At 45.2% G+C, this 19,589-nt stretch carries 11 protein-coding genes and 4 pseudogenes; 10 read left to right on the top strand and 5 right to left on the bottom strand.

Translation table 11 applies throughout. The features are described 5' to 3' along the window. Nucleotides 1-61: 61 nt before the first annotated feature. The 3 genes and pseudogenes from V6N89_RS08975 to V6N89_RS08985 form a co-directional block, all read right to left on the bottom strand. Nucleotides 62-2,152 carry a phytase gene (locus V6N89_RS08975; RefSeq protein WP_338517257.1) on the bottom strand — a complete coding sequence of 697 codons (2,091 nt, stop codon included), beginning with the start codon at nucleotides 2,150-2,152 and terminating at the stop codon, nucleotides 62-64. After that, complete coding sequence (locus V6N89_RS08980; RefSeq protein WP_338517258.1) at nucleotides 2,152-3,231, bottom strand: metallophosphoesterase; 1,080 nt, start codon at nucleotides 3,229-3,231, stop codon at nucleotides 2,152-2,154. The genes V6N89_RS08975 and V6N89_RS08980 overlap by 1 nt, the downstream gene beginning before the upstream one ends. Nucleotides 3,232-3,310: 79 nt before the next feature. Continuing rightward, a pseudogene (locus tag V6N89_RS08985) lies at nucleotides 3,311-6,017 on the bottom strand (TonB-dependent receptor). A 356-nt stretch (nucleotides 6,018-6,373) separates the two neighbouring features. Between V6N89_RS08985 and V6N89_RS08990 the strand changes: the two are divergent. The 8 genes and pseudogenes from V6N89_RS08990 (at nucleotide 6,374) to V6N89_RS09025 (ending at nucleotide 15,712) form a co-directional block, all read left to right on the top strand. Beyond that, complete coding sequence (locus V6N89_RS08990) at nucleotides 6,374-7,294, top strand: diguanylate cyclase domain-containing protein (protein WP_338517259.1); 921 nt, start codon at nucleotides 6,374-6,376, stop codon at nucleotides 7,292-7,294. Nucleotide 7,295: 1 nt separating this feature from the next. Then, complete coding sequence (locus tag V6N89_RS08995) at nucleotides 7,296-8,129, top strand: hypothetical protein (RefSeq protein WP_346993670.1); 834 nt, start codon at nucleotides 7,296-7,298, stop codon at nucleotides 8,127-8,129. A gap of 13 nt (nucleotides 8,130-8,142) precedes the next feature. Beyond that, nucleotides 8,143-8,460: a helix-turn-helix domain-containing protein gene (locus V6N89_RS09000; protein WP_346993671.1), complete on the top strand. Its 318-nt coding sequence runs from the start codon at nucleotides 8,143-8,145 to the stop codon at nucleotides 8,458-8,460. 104 nt (nucleotides 8,461-8,564) lie between these two features. Then, a pseudogene (locus V6N89_RS09005) lies at nucleotides 8,565-9,912 on the top strand (Na+/H+ antiporter NhaC family protein). 247 nt (nucleotides 9,913-10,159) lie between these two features. Beyond that, nucleotides 10,160-14,174: pseudogene (hrpA, locus tag V6N89_RS09010) on the top strand (ATP-dependent RNA helicase HrpA). 265 nt (nucleotides 14,175-14,439) lie between these two features. Then, the gene (locus tag V6N89_RS09015; protein WP_015067025.1) at nucleotides 14,440-14,742 is read left to right on the top strand and encodes a PilZ domain-containing protein; all 303 of its coding nucleotides are present in this window, start codon (nucleotides 14,440-14,442) and stop codon (nucleotides 14,740-14,742) included. 250 nt (nucleotides 14,743-14,992) lie between these two features. Continuing rightward, on the top strand, nucleotides 14,993-15,184 hold the full coding sequence (locus V6N89_RS09020; protein WP_338517262.1) for a DUF2061 domain-containing protein: 192 nt from the start codon (nucleotides 14,993-14,995) through the stop codon (nucleotides 15,182-15,184). 105 nt (nucleotides 15,185-15,289) lie between these two features. Further along, nucleotides 15,290-15,712, top strand: a complete 423-nt coding sequence (locus tag V6N89_RS09025) for a TraR/DksA C4-type zinc finger protein (protein ID WP_338517263.1) — start codon at nucleotides 15,290-15,292, stop codon at nucleotides 15,710-15,712. A gap of 74 nt (nucleotides 15,713-15,786) precedes the next feature. On the opposite strand, the gene V6N89_RS09030 is transcribed toward V6N89_RS09025, so the two are convergent. Beyond that, nucleotides 15,787-16,980, bottom strand: coding sequence for a class I SAM-dependent rRNA methyltransferase (locus tag V6N89_RS09030; protein ID WP_346993672.1), 1,194 nt, complete (start codon nucleotides 16,978-16,980; stop codon nucleotides 15,787-15,789). A gap of 237 nt (nucleotides 16,981-17,217) precedes the next feature. On the opposite strand from V6N89_RS09030, the pseudogene V6N89_RS09035 reads away from it, so the two are divergent. Then, nucleotides 17,218-18,197, top strand: a pseudogene (locus tag V6N89_RS09035) (NAD(P)H-quinone oxidoreductase). Between the two features lie 8 nt (nucleotides 18,198-18,205). On the opposite strand, the gene rnhA reads toward V6N89_RS09035, so the two are convergent. Beyond that, nucleotides 18,206-18,670, bottom strand: coding sequence for a ribonuclease HI (rnhA, locus tag V6N89_RS09040; protein ID WP_338517264.1), 465 nt, complete (start codon nucleotides 18,668-18,670; stop codon nucleotides 18,206-18,208). 142 nt (nucleotides 18,671-18,812) lie between these two features. Here rnhA and dnaQ point away from each other — a divergent pair, with 142 nt between their 5' ends. Continuing rightward, nucleotides 18,813-19,529, top strand: coding sequence for a DNA polymerase III subunit epsilon (gene dnaQ, locus V6N89_RS09045; RefSeq protein ID WP_338517265.1), 717 nt, complete (start codon nucleotides 18,813-18,815; stop codon nucleotides 19,527-19,529). Nucleotides 19,530-19,589 lie beyond the last annotated feature (60 nt).

Genomic DNA, 19,589 nt, shown 5'->3' on the forward strand with positions numbered 1-19,589 from the left:
AAAGAGGAGTAGATGCTCCTCTTTTTTATGGACTAGGGCCCGTCTTTAGCGCCAATGTTCATTAATGTTTGCTGGTTTGCTTGGTCAATGTTCTTATGGCATCAGCAAGGTGTGACCCTGACACGAGCTTGAAGTTTTGACGTTCAGTTGGCAATACATTCCTACCGTCTTGTACTACCCATAACCCTTCTTTGAAAACGCCTCCTAAATTTGCGTTAGTCGCGTCAAGCCCATCGGTTTCTGACACCCCATCAATCATAGCGATGTCGTTTTGTGCAATGTCGATTGAGCCTACGTACGTAAGGGTAATTGGTCGCTCACGGCCTGACGCAGCTATTGTTTGATAAATCGCATAGGTATTGTTCCCTTGACTCGAAGCAATAACATAACGCTTTTCATCCACGTCAAATAATGCCAGGCCTTCTATATCGGCCTCTACTGGGCTTTGTATTGGTGTGCTAAAAATCGGTAAACTGTTGTTATCGCTGATAGGAAGCTGCCAAATGCCCGCCGCCTCTTCTCCTAAATACGCAATGTGTAACGACGTATCTACTACGCATCCTTCAGGTTGCGAAGGTAATGAAAATTGCTGTAGTAAGCTGCCAGATACTGCGCCGTCTGATGCGATCGCAACAGCGTATCGCTCAAAGTGGCCGCTTGTGTCATTTACAATGACTTGTGCGCGGCCACCTTCCACAAACAAACACATGCCATATACGTCATTTAGCGACGTGGCTATATCACCTAAGTACGTAAGCGTTCCCGTCTTATCAATATGTGTGATCGATAAACTGTTGTGCGTTCTATTTGATGCCACCGCAATGTCAATTGTCTGCCCATCAAACCTTGTGTCGGCGACGGGAATTACATTAACGTTGTAGCCCACGTCAACGTTGTTAACTCTGCCTTGAGGCAGGGTCTGTAACAAATTTCCGTCTAAGCGATAACTATTGAGTGCCCCTTTTTTGTCTGTCCCTATGACAATGCTATCTGAGGGTGCTAAGTCATTGACCCATATGGCAGGGTCATCCGCCGCATCACCATAGTGCTCAACAGGTTGGGTTTCTGCTATTGCAGTTACGCTGACAATATCCTTATTGTCGAGTCTCCCTTTTGTGCTGTCGCACTTAAGTGGCAATGCGCGCACAGGAAGCGTGGTGCTATATACAGAGTTGGAGTTATCGTCATCAACTTGAACTAAAAGGTTTTCTGCGTCTTGACGCAACGAAAGGATGACGGTTTCAGGCGCTATTTGGCTTTGCCGTAAGGTGTTTTCAAGCAGTAACGCCCACGCTTTTTCACTGCAATGCGCTTTCAGCCACAGGGTATTTGTATCTGGGCTTACCCATGCAAGCAGTTCGCTGGACGTTGCTTTGCCTTCATAAGACGCAAGAGGGGCGGTAGTTACAACACTTATTCCTTCTACGGCGATATTCGCATTGTGATAGATGAGTTCACGAGAGACTTCACTTTCACTGTCAGCGTCTATTTGCCAGATGCCCGCGTACTCATCAGCCACATAAATAAGACGGTTTTGCGATGATATTGCGCAGCTTTTGGCTCCTGCACCAAAGGCAAATTGTCTTCTACTTACAAGCGAATTCTGCATTACGCTGTACTGGTTTAGCATGCCCGTGGCATCTATGTTGATTAATTGAAAATCGCCGTCTATCACACCAGCACATAGTGTTTCAGACCCTTTGACGCGAACCGCTATCTCGCTGTCAGGTAACGTTAACAACGAAGAAGCTGAAAAACGTTTTACCACCAGTTTTTGAGTATCCTTGTCAAAAAGTGGAACATCGAGTATCACATCACTTTCTAAATGGCGTATAGACGGTGTTGCAAGGGAATATGACCCTTTAATCAACGCGCCGCGACCTTGAGTGTTCTTAAGCACGATGCCATCTGGTGTATTAAGTGTCATTGTCACGGTATGCAACATGCCGTTGCCGTCGGTAAAGTGCAGTGTATGAGTGAATCCATCAGGCAGTTCTTTTAGTGGCAGTGTGTTTACACCAAGCGCAGTGTTTCTTGTAGCGACTTTAGTGTTAGTGGCGTCCGAAGCACGAGTCGCAGGCGCTGTCATCGATAAAATCAACGTAGCCGCCAAGGCAATAATAAAAAGGCGGATGTGTGAATGATGGAACATTATTGGCTTTGCTCCTTATTGTTTTGATTAGGGAATGTTTTTTGTCGGGAGTGCGAGAAAATGACCTCGCCATTGTGATCTATAAAATTCAAGGTAAGAGTGTTTTTGTTTAGACTAACTGCTACAAAGCCTCCCGTTGATTTGGCAAATCGTGTGAAAGGGTATTGTTTTATCGGTCTCACTTCAGAGCCTCCGCCTGAAACAACGTGAAGCAGTTTGTCGCCTTGTATCTGATTAAGTTGCAAGTCGTGTTCATGTCCAGCGATGTACACATCAACGTCGTATTTATGCAGAAGAGGGTTAAGTACGCTTCGAATGGCATCTGTTTTACCATAGCGTTTACCACTGGAATAAAGCGGGTGGTGACCAATAACAATCTTCCAAGTATGTTCAGACTGTGAGAGTTCGTCACGTAACCAAGACAATTGTGCTTCACGGTCTTGCTTGTAGGCGATTTCATATTTTTGTGAATCAGCATATTCTGGGTTTAACGGCGATGTATCTGCAAATACAACAAGCGCGGTAGCATTGTCATGCAGTGTTATTACTTTACTGTAGTATTGGCTGGGCATTTGCCAGCGTCTACTTTTCTCGCTGTAATCAATTTGAGCCTGCCAGTTTCCTCGATAGTCGTGATTACCTAAAACGGGGTGCCAATCTATGAAAAGGTGGGGATGATGGTAAACAGACTCATAAGATGAAATCCAATATGGATCATCAATAGATGCAACGCCATTGTCATAGAAGTTGTCGCCTGTGGTGGCTATAAATTCAGCATCTAATTGATAGCTGGCGATATCTAACCATTTAGCGACGGGGCGTTGATAAAAGTGCCCGTTGCGCCCCCAGTCGCCTAAAGTAAGAAATGAGATGGCATTGTCTGGAACGGTTAGGTTTTCTATTTTTGTCTTCTCATAGTAATTATGTGTAAGCGCTTCGTCTGTCTTTGTTGTCACAGCGTGAGCTTGCGCTATACCACTAATCAATAAATAAAGCGCAAGTATGCTTGTTAACGCTAGGGTGGAGCTCGAATCTCCAATAAGCGTTCTCGCATTTCGCAAGAATGTTAAAGTGTGCATGAATTACTCTCAATGTGGCCCTGCCTACGGCTAATGTGCGTAGATCAGGGCCCTAAATTTACAGCGGTAGATACGCCTGTTAGTTCATCTGCCAGGTAAAGCCTAGTTCGAATGTACGTCCATACGATTCGTACTGGGCATTTCTATTGCGGGTATCGAAATAGTTGTAAAATGGCTCATCACCGAGGTTCACGCCGTTAAAATACACTTGCATGCTACTGTTAATGTAATAACGCGCCATAAAATCAATTTGCATATGGTCGTCTTCAAATCGCAGCATATCGCCATCTATTTCTTCAAAATTGTCGCTTTTATAGGTGGTTGCTAGACGTACACTAAAATCATTGGCTTCATAACCTACAGTAAGGTTACCAATGCGATCAGATTGATTGGGAAGGCTGGTTTCAAATTTCTCACCGTCCAAAAATGTCGTTGCATCTGAGTCGGTGAAGGTGGCATTTGCAGCCACAATGAAGCCATTGTTAAACGCTTTTACCCATGAAAGTTCAACACCAGTAAGGTCTGCAGAATCGCCGTTAATTGGCTGAATGACTTCTTCAAAACCTTCCCATTCGGCCGTACCAGCTACGTCTGCATAAACCACAAAATTGTCGATTTTCTTGTAAAATAGTCCCGCTGAGATAACGCCTATATCGCCGGGGTAGTACTCAAGAGAAACATCAAGGTTCTGTGCTTCATACGGTGTTAATTCTGGGTTACCGACTTCTGCCTCGCGTTCAGTAACAAAAACACCGTCATCGTCTTCTGTGGTGCTTTCGATGATTTGAAATGCAGCCACATCTTCAAACCTAGGGCGAGAAATAGTTTGTGTGTAGGCTGCACGTACTTGAAGCTTTTCTGAGAAGAGGTATCTTGCGTTTATACTTGGCAGCCAATGATCATAATCACGCTCTGCTTGCCATGGTGTGTTAATGACTTCTTCTACGTCGGTCTGTTCGTTTTCGACAAGCTCTACACGCATGCCTGAAGTTGAAAAGTCAGTGCGCTCATAACGTATACCTAGCCACAACTCTAAGTTTGTCGATATCAATACTGCCCATTGCGTATGCAGCAAAAATATCTTCTTCATTGATATAGGTTGCTCCACGAGACTCAACTTCAGAGTTCAGAGTGTCAATCTCAAGGCCCTGACGATTGTCATTGAAAAAGCTGCGCATTGCTGAGCGATGTAAACCTGGGCCAAAATTATCCAGTGAATAGTCGGGCGTAGCGGCGCCAAATTGTGAAACGGAAACGTCATCAAAATCACCATCAAAAATCGTTATGCGGCTATCTCTGTCTTTTTCTCGACTGCGGTACTTGGTACCCATCTTAAATTCACCAACGTAACCCCCAATATTCATTGGGCGCGCTACATCAATTTTTACGCTAGATTCTGTATCTTTGGTGTAATTGTCTTCAAAGCTGATTTCATCAACCTCGTAGGTTGAGAGATCCTGCGCCTGCGCATTTTGCACAACGATAGGGCGTCGAGTATTTAAGTCGCTTTCGATGCTGGCGTTGTCTGTTTTGAACAGATAGTAAAGCGCGTTAGGCTCATCTTCATCTGACTTGGCGTATCCTAGCTGCCAGTCTAGCTGCCACGTTTTAAGCTGGTGCTCGCCACCAAGCGCTAGAGTAAAGATACTCTGGCTTTCATAGCGGTCTTTACTCTCTCTTTCAATTTCAGAGTCTTCGCCGTCAAAGGTGAAAATATTTGCCTGGCGGTATTCATCATCAGAGAACTCGCTGTAGAGAGTTCGAAGAAAATACTGGTTATTAAAATCAGGGCGGTAATCGATGTTAACCGCGCTGCCTAGGCGCTCACGGGTTATGGTGTAGTGACGCTGCTCTAGCTCATCATCGCCGTTACTTTCTACATTGTCTGAACCAAAATCTCTATCAAAGTAAGAAATAGCCGCTGCCACACCCCATTCAGGCGTTAGCTTTTTGGTAAAAGTACCTGAAACCTTGGGGCTGGTTTGGTCGCGCAAGTCATTCTGACTGGCTTGCACGGTTACGCTTGCGGTATCACGTGGCTTATCAAACGCACTGACACTTTTAACCGCTACCGAACCACCAATGGCATCACCGTCCATATCTGGTGTAACAGACTTTGAAACCTCAAGAGTTTGTATTAGCTCTGAAGGGATGACATCAAGTGCAACAGAGCGTACGCCAGACTCAGGCGAAGGAATGTTTAAACCGTTTATGGTGACATTGTTCAAATTTGGATCGATACCGCGAATACCAACAAAACGGCCTTCACCTTGGTCACGCTCAATGGACAAACCGGGAAGGCGCTGTAAAGACTCTGCCGCATTCTGATCTGGAAATTGACCAATGGCGTCGGCAGAAACAATAGAGGAAATTCGGTCTGATACGCGTTGCTGGTTAATTGCGCTGGCTTGCCCACTACGCTGACCTCGTACCAATATTTCATCGATAGTATCGCCACTGCCAAGAACCACCGCAGCGCGGGCAATGCCACTATCCTCAACAATAACAGATTGAACAACGGTGTCTTCGCCTAAGTACGATATTTCAAGGGTGTAGGTCCCTGGTGGAATAGAGGCAAAGCGAAAGCTTCCGTCGCGGTTGGCTTCTGTTGTTAACCCTAGTTCTCGTATTTTAATTTTCGCGCCGTGATAACTACGCGCTTTAGCGGCATCTTTTACCGTGCCGATGACGATACCGTCGCTAGCGTAAGAGGGAGTAGCAACACCAAGGCCGAGTGCAGTAATGCAGGCCAAAGCAAGTGATGAATAAGCAGTTCTCGTTTTCATTATTGTCCCAAGTGAAATGTGTGTTGGTTAAGTGCGCATTTACCCTAGGAAGCGTGAATGACAGTTCTATGACAATTTATTGATGTAAATGAGTGGGTTAAGCGTTATTTGGACTTTTTAAAAGAGCGTGAGCTAAATTGACCCCTTAAATAACATGTTGAATTTAAATAACAATATTGGTGTATCTCGTTGTTTTGGTAATCTGTTGCAATGAAGTTGTCATATCAGTGAGCCAAACTGACCCTCGACAATAACAACGCTTTTAGGCAAGACTCCGGCCCAGACCTGCAATAAAGTGCGCCCTGATACTCAAGATGTTTACTGAGGCAACAGCGCAAAACTAACGAGAATTACTCATGTTTACATTAACCAATTCCACACAGTTTAAACGCCACAAGTTGTGGCTAGTGTTTACGTTAGGTGTGGTAAATGTGGCGGCGTTATTGGCTTTGTCTTTTGGCAATGCTAAGCCATTTGGTGTCATATCAGGCTTAGATGTCGTGGGTGAGGGCAGTATTGTATTGCTAACGCTCGCATGGATGTTAGCCGCGCTGGCAAGTCGTCCTCCGGGTAAGGTCACAAGCTCATTAATGGTGGGGTTAGGCTGCTTTCTCTTTTCGGTTTCCCTCGACTTCTTGGACGAGTTTCTTACCTACCCTGACCACGCCCATTGGATAAGTATGATTGAGTCATATCCTGCGGCACTTGGCATGTTGATAATGACAGGGGCTTTGTACCAATGGCACTTAGAACAACGCGCATTAAATCTTCAACTTCGCAGGCGTGAGTGGGACTGTCGTGATCATCAAGACATCGACGCTATCACTCAGCTGTATCGCGCCGAGTATTGGAAAAATCAAATTCATAAATTGCAGCAAAAGGGGTTAACCAGTGTTGTTGCCATTATTGATATCAACGGTTTTTCAGCGTTTAACTTGCGCTATGGTCAACGAGAAGGAGACCGTTACTTACATGAGGTGGCGCAACTTATCGTGATGAACTTACGAGAACAAGATCTCGTGTGCCGATATGCGGGAGACCGCTTCGCTATTTTATTGCCAGAAGTCACTTTACCCAAAGCCCAAGCCATTATTGATGAATTGAAACTAAGCATTGAGTATATGGCATTTAGAAACCGAACACATTCAGAAGCCATATACACAACCGCGAGAAGTAGCTTATCGGTTATTGAGCCTGGTGATAATTTACCTACCGTCTTGCGTGAGTTATTAATTCGCGTCGAACAGCACCCACAGCATCCACAGCATGTGGCGTAATATGATACTCACTCAAGAGCTAGGCAAAGCCTCAGATAGCCAAGATCAAGGCCCACATTACGGCTTAGATGTGAAGCGTCACGACGTTTCATCAATATCAGCGCCTGAGTTATTGTTTGACAACAAAAGCGATACATTGAGTCAAGAATGTGTTGCGTTGTGCACTGACAAAGTGATTTTGTCTTATGATTTGGTGCGCGCGGGTTTGGAAGTCGCGACGCCTAGAGGCGCGAATAAGCACAAGATACTGAGAGGTACAGGCATTTTCGATGATGCTATCGTACCAGATATGCAAATAAGTGTAGGCCAATACCTCGCTTTTCTTGAAAACATTCGCAGTCAAACGAAAGGGCATGACATTAGTTTTCTTATCGGCAGTGCTCTGGCGCATTCACTGATACAAAAGGGGGTAGGCTATCCACTTTGGTCACAAACTCAGCCTGATGCCTCTCAGTGTTTAGTCTCTATCTTTCGTTTCTTGTTTTACGGAAACGAAACAAAGTGGCGCGTTTTTCCACTTGTGTTTTTTCGTGAGTTTAACGTCAGCAATAAATGCATATTTATCGCCGAAGTTAATGTAGATAGTTCAAAACTAGCGCAATTTATTCTTGAGATAGGGCTATGCGCGCTGGTGGCGCTGCTAAAACACATTACAGGTAAACGTGTGCCTTTGCGCTATACGTTCAGGGTAGTGCGGCCTAGACATATTGCTGATTTTGAAACCCATTTAGGGCTACATAGTGCATTTCAAGCGCCGCTAAACAGCGTTAGCGTAGACACAAATTTTTCATCGTTTGAGCTAGGTGACTTCCGAAGCGGGATCCTTCACACATAAAGACGATATGCTAGTGACAGCGTCAGCAATGCTGTTACCCGACATCGTGCGCCATCAATTGTATCATTGTCAAAATGCCGCACTGTCTATCATCGCTCAGCGATGTAATATGAGCGTGGCGACATTTAAGCGTAAGCTCAAAGAATATGGAGCAAGCTACCGCGCACTGCACGAAGAGGTGCAATATCATCAAGCCATCGTATTGTTGTCACTTGCCAAACTCAGCAATGAAAAAGCCGCCAAAGCAATGCACATCTCTGACTTACCTAACTTTCGTCGGGTGGTAAAGCGACTGACAGGGAAAACGCCGAGTGAGCTTAGGGGCATTTAACGCTAATTCCCTTTGCAATACGCCAAAAAACTTTTATCCTTTTCAGCTTTATTTCGCCATTGCTTCAACACCTTGTCGCATGACCGAAACCGATGCCATTTTAAATCAGAGAGTTATTTGTGCACCAAAATCAAACCATAGCGCCAAACCCTTTGGGCCTTACTCCCATTTTGTTGTTTGTTGTCCTTGTTGTTGTAACAGGCATTACGACCAATGACATCACGGCAATGCCTATTCTTGTAGCGTTCTTTATTAGCGCGGGCTATGGCTTATGTTTGAACCCCAAAGGCGAAAAGGTGAGCTTTTCTCAAAAGGTACAGACCTTTTGTAAAGGGGGCGGAGATAAAAATATTATCCTGCTGGTGTTGATTTTTTTACTCGTAGGTGCGTTTTACGCCGTTACTATTGATATCGGGGCGCGCGACGCGACGGTGAACATGGCTTTGCAGTTTGTGCCATCGGCTCTTATTTTACCTGGCTTGTTTCTAATTTGTTGTTTCATTTCGTTTGCCATGGGCACGTCGATGGGTACTATCACGGCACTCTCTCCCATTGGTGCAGGGCTTGCCAGCAGCCTTGGTTTACTCGGTTGAAATGGCGCTGGGGATTGTGGTTGGTGGCGCAATGTTTGGAGATAACTTGTCATTTGTCTCAGACACCACGATTGCGGCCACACGCACACAAGGCGTGCAGCTTAAAGATAAGTTCCGCGCCAACCTAATGGTGGCGTTGCCCGCGTGTTTTGTCACCATGATATTGCTACTGCTGGTAGACGTGGATACCTCTGGCATTGTAGAAAGCGGTGATTATGATTTTTGGCGTATTGTACCTTACCTTTGCATTATCGCTTTTGCGTTAACGGGCTTTAATGTCATAAGTGTACTTGCGGTTGGCATAGCCAGTGCCTGTGTTGTGGGGCTATTGCAAGAAAGCTTTACACTATTGTCGATGATGCAAAGTATTCAAAAAGGCATGGGGTGGATGCAGGACCTTGCAATGATAGCCATTACCATAGGCGGTATTGTTGCCCTAATGCATGCGAACGGCGGCATTACGTGGTTAATTGAACGTTTAACGCGAAAAGTAACCACGAAAAAAGGGGCCGAATTTAGCATTGCAGGTTTGGTGAGTTTCTTAGACATTACAACGGCCAACAATACTATCGCCATTGTCACAGCAGGCCCTATCGCAAAAGACTTAAACGAAAAATATGGTGTTGACCCTCGTCGTACTGCGTCTTTGTTAGATATCTTTTCGTGTAGCTTTCAAGGTTTAGTGCCATACGGTGCACAGCTGCTCAGTGCCGCGGCTGTGGTAGGTATCTCACCTTTAGCCATTACGCCTTATTGCTGGTATCCCATGTTAATTTTCGTCTTTGGTGTTGCGGCGATTTGGTTCGGATTTCCGCGCTTCAAAGAAGCGCAAGACGACGAGTTAACCCAAAGCCCTTAATAAACCGTATTAGCTAGCTGCAAGCCACTTGCCAGTGCTAATCGGGGCTGCCTTATGCTGGCTTTTTTCGGCGGTATCTTCTAGGATCACCGCCTATTGCTGTTATGGCCAAACTATTCGCATTGAAAAATCGCTAATGAGATAACGCGCTAAATATGGTTATCCGCTTAAGGGGATTCGCCGTGTTTTCGGGCGCATGTTATCGCGACAGGCCTAGATGTTTTGAACTATTCTTTAGGATGCAATTTTGTCTTCACCCATTGCCATTAAACCCCTTTATACAAAACTTGATGAATGCTTAAGCGTAGATAAGTTTCGATTGAAGCGCCGAATTACCCAGCTCTCTCAAAAACTTAACAGCAAAGCCGACGGCCGTTCTGCCGCATCAGAAAAAAAGAACGAAAAAAAGGGTGAAATAAAGGGCGAAATCAAGAGCCAAAATGCAAATGGCAGCGATACGAAAGAAGGTGTACAAAGCGCAAAAGATAACGTTAGCGCTCAGTTTAAAAAGCTAGCGCAAGATATTGAAGCATCAATTGCAAAACGCGCGTGGCGCAAAGACAATCTGCCAGACGTAGAATATCCACCGCTGCTTGGTAAGCGACAAAAAAGAAGACATTAAAGCGGCAATCGCCAACCATCAAGTTGTAATTGTGGCGGGGGAAACGGGCTCGGGTAAGACCACACAGTTGCCTAAAATTTGCTTAGAGCTTGGACGTGGTGTGGACGGTATGATTGCTCATACACAGCCCCGCCGTCTTGCTGCGCGAAGTGTGGCAACGCGCATAGCCGAAGAACTCAACACCCCCTTAGGTGAAAAGGTGGGCTTCAAAATTCGCTTTAGCGATCAGGTTAGTGAACGAAGTTACGTCAAACTGATGACTGACGGTATGCTGCTGGCCGAGATGCAGCAAGACAGGTTCTTAAATCAATACGACACCATTATCATTGATGAAGCCCACGAACGCAGTCTGAACATTGATTTCTTGCTAGGTTATTTGCGCCAACTGTTAGATAAGCGACCAGATCTCAAGCTTATCATTACCTCAGCAACGATAGACCCAGAGCGTTTTTCTAAGCACTTTAACGATGCACCCATTATCGAGGTAAGCGGCAGAACCTATCCCGTTGAAATTCGCTATCACGCGCCCGAGGATAACGATAACGACTTCGACCAAAGCGAAGCCATTGTTCACGCAGTTGATGAGCTTATGCGCGAAGCGCCAGGCGATATTTTGGTGTTTTTAAGTGGCGAGCGCGAAATACGCGACACGCAGGATGCGCTTAGCAAGCAGCATTATCGCAATACTGAAATAGTGCCGCTCTATGCAAGACTCTCGGCGGCAGAGCAAAACCGTATATTTCAGTCGCACAGCGGCAGGCGAATTGTACTTGCGACCAACGTGGCTGAAACGTCGTTAACCGTGCCTGGCATTAAATATGTTATCGACCCTGGATTTGCTCGTATATCTCGATATAGCGCACGCAGTAAAGTTCAGCGTCTACCTATCGAGCCGATTTCACAAGCCTCTGCTAATCAGCGAGCAGGGCGATGTGGGCGTGTTTCTGACGGTATATGTATTCGATTGTACAGTGAAGACGATTACTTAGGGCGTCCTGAGTTTACAGATCCAGAGATTCTTCGTACTAACTTGGCGTCTGTTATTTTGCAGATGCTGGCGTTAGGTCTTGGTGATATTGCCGCATTTCCGTTTGTACAGCCACCGGATAACCGTAATATCAATGATGGTTTTAGATTGTTAGAAGAAATTCAGGCCATTGTTAAGCGCAAAGGGAAGATGCAGCTAACCCAGTTAGGACGACAAGTTGCCAGACTACCCATTGATCCGCGCTATGCTCGCATGGTGATTGAGGCGCAGCGCACGAATGCGCTTAGCGAGGTAATGATTATTGCAGCAGGGTTATCCATTCAAGACCCACGCGAGCGTCCTCAAGAAAAGCGTCAGCAAGCTGACGAGAAACACAGTGAATACCACGATAAAGATTCTGATTTTATCAGCCTTTACAATTTATGGGTGGTGTTTAGAACACAGCAAAACGCGCTGAGTCAAAACCAGCTAAGAAAATGGTGTAAGCAACAATTTATCAATTACTTGCGAATGCGCGAATGGCAAGACATTGTTAGTCAGCTTAAAAAGTCCATTGCGGAATTGGGCTTTGGTACCACCAAGCAAGAGGCCGACTATCAGGCTATCCATCAAGCTATTGCAAGTGGTCTATTGTCTCATATGGGCTTTAAGGACAAAGATCGCGAATATTTAGGATCACGCAATACGCGTTTTATGATCTTCCCAGGTTCTGGGTTGGCGAAGTCGCAACCCAAATGGGTCATGGCTGCTGAATTGGTTGAAACATCCAAGCTCTTTGCCCGCATGGTGGCAAAGATTGACCCGAACTGGGTTGAGCCTTTAGCAGAGCATGTGGTGCAACGCAGTTATTCAGAGCCCCACTGGTCTAAGAAACGCGGTGCGGTAATCGCGTTTGAAAAAGTCACGCTGTTTGGTTTGCCTATCGTGATGAAGCGCGCCAAGGTGTACAGCTTGATAGACCCGCCTATGTGTCATGAGCTGTTTATTCGAGAAGCGCTAGTAGAAGGTAATACCAAGCTCAACTACGACTTTTTACAAGAAAACCAAGCGTTACTTGCACAGGCTGACGAGTTTGAACAAAAAACACGTCGTAGAGATCTCATTGTGGATGATGAGGAGCTGATCAGCTTCTATGCGAAACGAATTCCCGTTGAGGCAAACAACGATGCCGCATTTAAAAAGTGGTTTAGGCATAATGGCAGCAACGATGCACTGCTCTTTACAGAGGAGGACGTATATCGGCAGCAGCCGGGTCAATCTGTGGCGAATGCCTTCCCAGATGCATGGCGACAGGGAAATATTACACTCCCTCTGAGATACAATTTCGAGCCAAATGCTGAAGATGATGGTGTGACCGTGGTTATTCCTCTGCCTGTACTTAATCAGGTGGATGATGTTGGTTTCGATTGGCTTGTGCCCGGCCTACGACAAGATTTGATTGTAGGTATGATTAAGACGCTACCTAAACGCTTGCGTCGCAACTTTGTACCAGCGCCAAACTTTGCACAAGCGTGTCTTGCCGATATCAGTGAAGTGGATAAAAACAACCGTCCTGTGGCTATTGTCGACGCGGTGAGCGATAAACTGCGCAAAATGACGGGCGTTGTTATTGAAGCCGAAGATTGGAACTTTGAACAGTTAGACAAGCACTTAAAAATGCACTTTGCGGTAGTAAACGACAACGGTGATGACATTGCCAAAGGTGATGATTTACATGCACTTAAACAGCAATGTGCAGGCCAAGTGAAACAAACCTTTGAAAAGGCCGCTACGCCAGAGCTTGAACGCAGCAATATTTCTCAGTGGGATTTCGAGAGTTTACCTGACACATTTGTTCAAAAAGTAGGTGGGTTTGAAGTACAAGCGTTTCCTGCACTAGTGCAAAAGGGTGATAGTGTTGATATTGCGCTAATTGACGAAGCCGAGAAAGCCCAAACCCTGCATAAGCAAGGGGTTAATGTGCTTATAAAAAATGCAATGCCATCGCCACTTAACTACTTGCAGAATAAGCTGCCTAATAAAGCCAAGCTTGGGTTGTACTTCAACCCATTTGGCCAAGTAAAAGCGCTTATTGATGATTGTATTTTTGCAGGCATCGATGCCATTGTTAGCGACTTCTGTAAAGCCAATAATACCGACATTAGAAGCAAGCACGATTTTGAGGCTTGTTTGGATATTGCTCGCGCTGAAATCAACGATAGGGTGCTAGAAATAGCGAAGCGCGTTGAGCAAGGACTCACGCTTGCGCATCAATGCCAAAAACAAATGAAAGGCAACGTGCCACTAACCATGATCAATGCATTGGGTGACTGTAAAGCGCACCTCGCATCGTTGGTATTCCCAGGTTTTGTGTCGGATATCGGTGAAGCTAGGCTTGATGATTGGAATCGTTACATAAAGGGGCTTGCACGCCGTTTAGAGAAGCTGCCTATTGATCCAAATAAGGACCGAATGCATCAGGCAACGGTGGAGAAATCGTTGAAAGAGTGGGAGAAGACCTGTGCTAAATATCCGAAAGGCAAAGTACCCGATGCGCTAAATGATGTGCGCTGGATGATTGAAGAGTTAAGAGTATCGCTGTTTGCACAACAACTTGGTACTGCTTACCCAATATCGGCAAAACGTATTACGCTTCATTTAGATGATTTTTAGTGGGTGAGCCGTGTTGTGTGCTGCGCTAAATTGCACCAAAGTAGGTGTGGCGCATGAGGTGGGGCAACATTAGCTTTACAAAGTGACAGGGTTTCATTTAAAGACTATAGTTGAAAATTGAAATGGCGAGCGACGTTTTGATAACGTTCTCGCAGTGATGAATATTTGAATAATAATTAAACAGTCTGATTGACAACTGATCATCAGCGCCCTATAACAACAAATGTAGTCGTAAGCGTTACGCTAATTTACGGGAGAAGTAGACATGTTGGGATACGACGATAAGCGAAATTTTTTCAGGATGATGGTAAATTCGCCGTGTCAGTTGCAGATTACTGACGATGAGTCGAGCCGCACCATGCAGGCAATGTGTAAAGATATCAGCGCAACAGGTATGTCATTAGAGGTAGATGAACCGTCTATCGAAGTGGGTACACAGGTAAGCGTTGCTATTGAGTCTTCGAGTTCTCAAATACCTTCTTTGGCCGCACTTGCAACGGTTGTACGTTGTGAGCCAGAGTCTGAATCTAGCTGCATAATCGGTGTTGAAATATCTCAAATGAAATAACTCCGTTTATTGGTCCAGAGAACGGTAATGGGCTGAATAAGGGCCATAACGCCAGTAAGAAAAAGAGCAGCGCTCTAAAGGGTGAGGCGAATCGACGTATTCGTCTTGCCACTAATCAAAAAACTCGAACAAGGTGTTCGAGCTAATCTATTTTACTCTTCTCTCATTATTAATAATAATTCTCATTAACGACTTACACGTCTGGTGCAATTGCGATTAGCAACCGAGCATTGTTTACGAGGATTAGACTATGAAAAAGACAGTAACGTTTGCCATTATGCACTTTACCGTTGCATTTAGTGTCGCTTACCTACTTACCGGGAGTCTTGTGGTAGGTGGTGCGGTAGCGCTTATTGAGCCAGCAATCAATACTGTTGCCTTCTACTTTCACGAGCTGGCATGGGCAAAAGGAGCAGAGTCAAAGTTATCAGCCACAGCTTAACAGTGCATTTTTTGTTTCTCTTCGACATCCATATTCATATTTGGTGTTGACATGAATGTTATAATATAACATTTATAGTGAGCATAAGTGTTTATGGAATTGATTATGAGCCAAAATTACACCAAAGAATCGATACTTGAAGCGTCTGAAGACAGTTATATGGACGAGGGGCAATTAGCATTTTTCAAGGATATGCTCGAAACGCTCAAGGACAGTACGATGTCTCATATCGAAGAAATGAAAGCCTCTCTTGGCCAACCGCCAGAGATTAATGATGAGGTTGATAGGGCACAGTACGAAGAGGAATCAAGGTTGTCTCTTCGCATTCTAGATAGAGAGCGAAAGTTATTGGTGAAAATTGATAAGTCGTTGAGGAGGATTGCGGATGGAAGCTATGGATATTGTCTCGAGACCGATGAGCCAATTGGTATTCCCCGGCTCTTAATTCGCCCAGTGTCTGAATACTGCGCTGACGTTAAGCAAATCAATGAAGGGAGAGAGGTTCACTTCTTCTCACAGCGTAAATAAGCAATTCATAATCAAGCTTAAATGTTGTAAGTCATTTGACGGCGCTAGATAAGCGCCGTCTGCGTTTTTTTCATTCAGTCGTCAGTGACTTCACACACCAACCCTTTTAAGTAATACCCCTCAGGATAACTGCCGATGATAGGGTGGTCAGAGGCCTGATTTAACCGAGCAATAATTTTAATTGTACGGCCAGCATCAAGCGCTGCATCGGCGACCACTTTTTGGAATAAATCGGCTGGCATTAAGCCTGAGCAGCTAAATGTGAGCAACAAGCCGCCTGACTTCACGGCGTGGATGCCATACATATTGATATCTTTGTAACCTCGCGCGGCGCGGTTTAACGATGCTTTGCTATCAACAAATTTAGGCGGATCTAATATCACCATATCAAATTGGGTGTTCTTTTGATGGTATTCACGTAAGGCTTTAAATACATCTTGGTTGATGTATTGGGCTTTGTCTTCCTCAAAACCATTAATGGCAACGTGGTGTTTTGCTAAATCAAGAGCAGGCTGAGATACATCTACATTGGTTACCGACTTTGCGCCGCCAGCGAGTGCATAGCAAGAGAACGTACCGGTATAGCTAAAGCAGTTTAATACGTCAGCGTCTTTCGCATAGTGAGCGGCAGCGGCACGGCTGTCGCGCTGGTCAAGATAAAAACCTGTTTTGTGACCGTTTTCAATATCAACGACAATGTTAATACCGTTCTCTCGAACGGTTACCTGCATAGGCGGTTCGCCGTGAAGTACGCCAGTCACTGGCTCAAGGCCTTCCTTTTTACGTACATCAACGTCGCTGCGCTCATACACGTGTACGTCAGGCATTAACTTGGTAATCGCCCACACTATTTTGCTTCGGTGTTTGTCAGCACCAGCGCTTAGTAATTGTACGACAGCGACGTTGTCATAGACGTCGATGGTAACACCGGGTAGTCCGTCACTTTCTGACGCAATCCAACGAAAGGCATTTGTTTTCTCTGAGTCGAAGAGGCGCTTGCGCAATTGCAAAGCCGTCTCTAAGCGTCGTAGGAAAAATCCATTATCTATGCTTTCGTCCTTCTTAAATGTCCACATACGAACACGGATTTTTGATTCTGGTGAAAATGCGCCACGTCCCAGCCAGTCGCCCTCAGCATCAAATACATCAACGGTATCGCCCATGCGCGCCCGACCTTTTACTTCAGCAACGGCACTTTCAAATACCCAAGGGTGCTTGCGGCGAAGTGACTTATCTCTAGAAGGTTGCAAAATGACGTGTGCTGACATGGAAAATCTCGTGTGTAATAGTAGCGCTAAACGAAGGCGCGATTATACGCAAATCCAAAAAGACTTAAATCGTTTAATGAAACGTACCGCAAAGGTCAACACGCTCTAGTCAAAATTTCTTTGTAAGTAACGCCGAGAAAAATTGAACGATTGTGGATTGAAGGCGTAAGTAACTGAATAATTATAGCCACTATCAAGCGTTGTGCTGATTACGAGCGCTTATTGACGGAGACGTTTATGCAGTATGTCGATTATGACAAGGGATGTGCACCTCATGCACTTACGGTAAAAACCTGCGACGATTTACTAACGCCTATAGATAAAGTTAAAGTGAAAGTGTATGCATTTGGTATTAACAGAGCCGACACGCTTCAGCGCCAAGGGCACTATCCACCTCCGCCTGGGGAAAGCAATATTCTTGGGCTTGAGGTGGCGGGCACCATTGCTGAAGTAGGCGATAACGTCAGTAAGTTTAACGTAGGTGATACGGTGTTTGGTCTTGTTGCTTAGGTGGCGGTTACGCAACAGAAGTTGTGGTTAATCCAGCGCATTTGATGCATATACCAAAAGGGTTACCTTTTCACGAAGCAGCGGGGCTCGCTGAAGTTTTTCTGACTGCTTTTCAATGCCTTCGCACAATTGCGCATATCAAACCTGCTCAGAGAGCGCTCATTCATGGTGGAGCAAGTGGCATTGGGCTGGCGGCAACACAGCTATGTCAATACTGGGGAGTACACTGCGCAGTGACCGCTTCAAGTGAAGAAAAGCTCGCAAAATGCAGTGAAAACGGTGCTGAACAGTTAATTAATTACACAACGCATGCTTTTGATGACGTATTAAAAACCGTATGGCCCGAAGGGGTGGATATGGTGCTTGATATGGTGGGGGGAGACTACTTAAATCGCAACCTGAAAGTACTCAAGCAAGATGGCGTTATAGTGTATTTGGCTATGCTTGCAGGGCGCTATGCCGATAACTTGGATATGGCTTTATTACTAGGAAAGCGAGCGTCTATCATAGGCACTACGCTGCGCAATCGAAGTGATGAATACAAAGCTCGTCTTATTGAGGATTTTTCTGGTGTTTGTCTTGAGGCTTTTGCCATAGGTGAGCTTAAGGTCAATATAGATACCCATTATCACATTAGCGACATCGACAAGCCTCACGTTCGGTTAGAAGATAATAGTACGCAAGGAAAAATTGTGGTGTCGTGGTAACGTAAACGCTATGCGAAGCCTTGGTCAACTTGAGTGGGCTTGGCTTCTGCTGCGCTTCGTGCCAATTCATCGCAGCGTTCGTTTTCTGGGTGTCCAGAGTGGCCTTTTACCCAATGCCAATTAACCGTGTGCTTTTGTACAGCCTCATCAAGCCGTTTCCATAAATCAGCATTTTTAACTGGCTTTTTATCAGATGTACGCCAACCGTTTTTACGCCAATTATGGATCCACTGATTAATGCCATTCTTTACGTACTGGCTGTCGGTGGTCATTTCTACAATACAGGGCTCGGTTAAGCTGTTTAGCGCTTCAATAGGGGCAAGCAATTCCATGCGATTATTGGTGGTATGGGCAAAACCATCACTAAGCTCTTTGCGATGTTGTTTATAAATAAGTACGGCACCATATCCACCGGGGCCAGGGTTGCCTAAGCATGAGCCGTCGGTATATATGTGTAAGGTTTTTTGAGCCATGAGGTTCCTTGTAACTGTCGCACGCGAAATTGCGGTTTGCGTAAACGAACGTATTTTGATTTATCTGATCTTTTCCCTTAGCGTCTGGCAAAGGGGTTGATATACTAACAAAAAACAAAAGCGTAATAATAGTAGAGGTTACATGCGCCAAATTGTTCTAGATACTGAAACCACAGGTATTGAACCCAAAGAAGGCCACCGAGTTATCGAGATTGGCTGCGTTGAACTTGTAAACCGTCGCCTCACGGGTAACCACTTTCACGTCTACATTAATCCCGGCCGCCATATTGAGCAAGAAGCAATAGATGTTCACGGGATTACAAATGAGTTTCTTGCTGATAAACCCACATTTTCTCAAGTAGCCCAAGAGTTTGTCAGTTTTATCAAAGGCGCACAGCTGGTTATACATAACGCACCATTCGATGTTGGATTTATGGATCATGAATTCAATATGGAGCCAAAAACAAAAGGCGTAGTCACCAATGATATTTGTGATGTATTAGACACGCTTGTACTTGCAAGACAAATGCATCCTGGGCAAAAGAATAACCTAGATGCATTATGTAAGCGTTACGGTATTGATAATAGCCACCGTACACTACACGGCGCATTGCTTGATGCCGAGATCCTCGCCGACGTATACCTGTTAATGACAGGGGGGCAAACTAAGCTTAAATTAGCCTCATCTGGAGGTAGCGATACCGATTCAACCGCTATCCGCCGAATCGAACGAAAAGCAAATAAATTAAAGGTTATTAAAGCTAGCGCCGATGAATTAACACAGCATGAAGCACGTTTAGATATCGTGCAAAACGCAGGTGGGAAGTGCTTATGGCGTCCTCAGGTAGATGAGGCGTAGCAAAGCACCAGTGACACCAAATTAAACGTCTTAAAAGCTAACCAGTGATTGCAGGAGCAA

It is taken from the genome of Alteromonas gracilis (genome assembly GCF_036870955.2).
GTDB lineage: Bacteria > Pseudomonadota > Gammaproteobacteria > Enterobacterales > Alteromonadaceae > Alteromonas > Alteromonas gracilis_A.

Excerpts from the sequence above, each read along its gene's own strand:
- V6N89_RS08975 (WP_338517257.1), bottom strand. The coding sequence starts at position 2,152 with ATGTTCCATCATTCACACATCCGCCTTTTTATTATTGCCTTGGCGGCT.
- V6N89_RS08980 (WP_338517258.1), bottom strand. The coding sequence starts at position 3,231 with ATGCACACTTTAACATTCTTGCGAAATGCGAGAACGCTTATTGGAGAT.
- V6N89_RS08990 (WP_338517259.1), top strand. The coding sequence starts at position 6,374 with ATGTTTACATTAACCAATTCCACACAGTTTAAACGCCACAAGTTGTGG.
- V6N89_RS08995 (WP_346993670.1), top strand. The coding sequence starts at position 7,296 with ATGATACTCACTCAAGAGCTAGGCAAAGCCTCAGATAGCCAAGATCAA.
- V6N89_RS09015 (WP_015067025.1), top strand. The coding sequence starts at position 14,440 with ATGTTGGGATACGACGATAAGCGAAATTTTTTCAGGATGATGGTAAAT.
- V6N89_RS09020 (WP_338517262.1), top strand. The coding sequence starts at position 14,993 with ATGAAAAAGACAGTAACGTTTGCCATTATGCACTTTACCGTTGCATTT.
- V6N89_RS09025 (WP_338517263.1), top strand. The coding sequence starts at position 15,290 with ATGAGCCAAAATTACACCAAAGAATCGATACTTGAAGCGTCTGAAGAC.
- V6N89_RS09030 (WP_346993672.1), bottom strand. The coding sequence starts at position 16,980 with ATGTCAGCACACGTCATTTTGCAACCTTCTAGAGATAAGTCACTTCGC.
- rnhA (WP_338517264.1), bottom strand. The coding sequence starts at position 18,670 with ATGGCTCAAAAAACCTTACACATATATACCGACGGCTCATGCTTAGGC.
- dnaQ (WP_338517265.1), top strand. The coding sequence starts at position 18,813 with ATGCGCCAAATTGTTCTAGATACTGAAACCACAGGTATTGAACCCAAA.